The sequence below is a fragment of the Deltaproteobacteria bacterium genome (assembly GCA_016210005.1).
Taxonomy (GTDB): Bacteria; Desulfobacterota; Binatia; order HRBIN30; family JACQVA1; genus JACQVA1.
This window is the reverse complement of the sequence record JACQVA010000217.1, coordinates 1-2,707: the sequence shown is the minus strand read 5'-3', so window position 1 is coordinate 2,707 and position 2,707 is coordinate 1. Positions and strand designations below refer to the sequence as shown.

Sequence of the window (2,707 nt, the reverse complement as noted above, 5' to 3'; positions counted from 1 at the left end):
GCGGTCATGCCGCGCAAAGTGATTTTCTCTCGGGCGAACATTGTCCTACCACTCATGACTGGCGAAGCGAAGCAGCCTTATGTACTTCTCCGGATTGTCCGCAAATGCCTTCTTGCATCGCGGTTCACAGAAATGATAGATATTGCCTTTGTGCGCCACTTGGTGGTCCGCCTCGCTTCCGCGGATTACCAGCCCACACACCGGATCTACGACTTTTTCGGCCAGAAACGCCGTTTCGCTCAGATTGCTCATTTCAAGATGTCCTTTCGTAAAGTGAGTTTCCCGTCTCCTGCCAAGCTCTTCTGCCGCTTTGCTTCGAGATCCACTCTGGAACTTGCGAGCAGCTCTCAGGTCAAGGGTATGCCGCGGTGGCGATGTGCGCGCAGTCGCTTCCAGCGCTGCCTGAATCGTCACCGCGCCGCATTTCAATTCCGCCATGCCGCGCAGAGTAATTTCCTCGCCGGCGAATATTTCCACTGCCATCGGGTCGAACTGGCTGCCTGAGCCGCGCGCGATTTCGGCGCGCGCCGCGTCAAACCCCAGGGCGTTGCGGTACGGCCGCTCGGAGGTGATCGCATCGAGCGTGTCGATCACCGCGAACAACCGCGCCCACAACGGAATGGCGGATCCGGCCAGGCCGCGCGGATAGCCTCGGCCGTCGTAACGTTCCTCATGAGCCAGCACGATCTCGGCCGCTTCCGACATGAACGGCACGCCCGCCAGAATGCGGTGGCCGATTTCCGGATGCGTGCGCATGATCGCCCACTCGCCGTAGTTCAGCGAGCCGCGCTTCAACAGAATGGAACCGGGAATTCCGATCTTGCCGACATCATGCAGCAGCGCGCCCCAATAGACTTGGCGCAACCTCTGTGGGTCATCGGTGAAGTGCTTGGCGAGCATCAGCGTATGGCAAGCGACCCGTCTGGAGTGCAGCCCGGTTTCGTGTTCCCGCGCGTCGAGGGCAACGACCAGCGCCTCAGCCAGTGCGAAATAGGGGGCGTCATCGACCTCCGGCGGCAACGCCCGCCTCTTGCGCGCCGCGAGGAAGCAACCTTCGCAGCAATATCCGTCGTGCACCGCGGCGTAGGGCGGTTCGACAATCGCCATCCCGCACAGCCGGCACTTGCGCGCTTTAGCTGAATGCGCGGAGTGCGACATGCGCGCGCGCTCGAGCGTGCAATCCGGCGCTGCTGGGCCAGCTCTCGTTCGCGAGGCTGAATTTCGGCCTCGGACCGCACATATCGCGTTGCGCCGCCCGGTACGCTTTGATCGTTCCCACGTCACGCCAATAGTTGGGCTCCTCGTGCGGCAGGATTCCGGGCACGCGGTTCGCGGCGAAGTCATAGGCGAACACGCGATGCGTCGCAGCAGCGCGCGGAAGAATGTGCGTGCCGAAATCGGTTTCGCCCCGGCGCGCGGCCTGTTCGAGCAGCTCCGCAAGGACGTCCGGATCGAACAGGTAGTTGCCCATCGAAGCGTAGGCGTGGCTCCGCCGCTCCGGGATAGGCGCCGGACGTTCGGGCTTTTCCTGGAAATCGCGGATGCGCCCGCCGGCGTGACTCGCGATGATGCCGAAGGAGGACGCCTGCTCGATCGGAACCGGCACCGCCGCAACGCTGATGTCCGCCTTGTTCTGGGCATGGGCTTGGACCATTTGCCCGACATCCATGCGGTAGACGTGATCGGCTGCGAATACCGCCACGAGATCCGGCGCGTGGCGCGCGCACAGATGCAGAGTCTTGTAGACGGCATCTGCCTGCCCCGGAAGGGCCCCCGCACCGATTCGGATCCCGGAAGCACCACGCTCACGAATCGGTCCGGACCGCTCCCAGCAGGCGCCCACACCGTGCGGATGTGCTCGATCAGCGACTGCGGCTTGTATTGCGCGAGCACGTAGATCGAGGTGACGCCCGAATTGACCAGGTTGCTGAGCACGAAGTCCACGAGGCGGTGACCGCCTGCGACGGGGATCGCGGGCTTGGCGTGTTCGGCGGTGAGCGGATAAAGGCGCGAGCCCTCGCCACCCGCCAGCACCAGCGCGAGGATTTTCATGTCGACGCTCCTTCTGAGGGTTTCCACACTTGGAAATGTGCGGCTTGGCCTGGTGCGAAGGTCAAGCCACGCAGGCGCGGCGCAAAGCTCTACTGCCCTCGCATCAAGGTCACTCTAGAACGTGCGAGCAGCTCTCAGGTCAAGTGCAAGAAGCGCAGGGGAAACCCGGCCGCCCTCGCACCGATGCTTATGTCCAACATCGCCGCGCGCGGCGAGAAGGACGGAGCTTCTTGCGCTCGCCGAGAAGATCACATACGGTGGGAGCGCTGACGAAACCAATTCTCCGGGCTCACTGCGCTTCGCCCGCGTCCCGCGGCCGTCCTGCGATGCGCGGCACGAACCGCGGCGTGCAAAGCATGTAGCGCCGATACTCGTCTCCAAACGCCTCCAGCGCATCGCGTTCTTCCCGGAGCGCCAGGCGCATGTACATGAAAATGAGGACCGGAAACATCGCGAGCGTGACCAGCGTCGGCCACTGCAGCAGGAAGCCCGCCATGATCAGCACGAAACCGACGTATTGCGGATGCCGGATCCGGGCGTAAGGCCCGTGCGTCGCAACGCGCCGGCAAAGCTGAGCGGTGTACAGCGCCAGCCATGCCCTCGCGAGCAGAATGAAGCCCGCCCCGATGAGGACCGCGGAGAGGAGGTGGAACGG

2 protein-coding genes are annotated in these 2,707 nt (G+C 63.5%); both read right to left on the bottom strand.

What is annotated here, in order from left to right:
• Positions 1-45 precede the first annotated feature (45 nt).
• A complete protein-coding gene (locus HY699_21065; protein ID MBI4518298.1) occupies positions 46-2,052 on the bottom strand; it encodes an HD domain-containing protein in 2,007 nt (668 codons plus the stop codon).
• A 289-nt stretch (positions 2,053-2,341) separates the two neighbouring features.
• On the bottom strand, positions 2,342-2,707 hold a 366-nt coding region (locus HY699_21060; GenBank protein MBI4518297.1), incomplete at its 5' end, for an isoprenylcysteine carboxylmethyltransferase family protein.

Excerpts from the sequence above, each read along its gene's own strand:
- HY699_21065 (MBI4518298.1), bottom strand. The coding sequence starts at position 2,052 with ATGAAAATCCTCGCGCTGGTGCTGGCGGGTGGCGAGGGCTCGCGCCTT.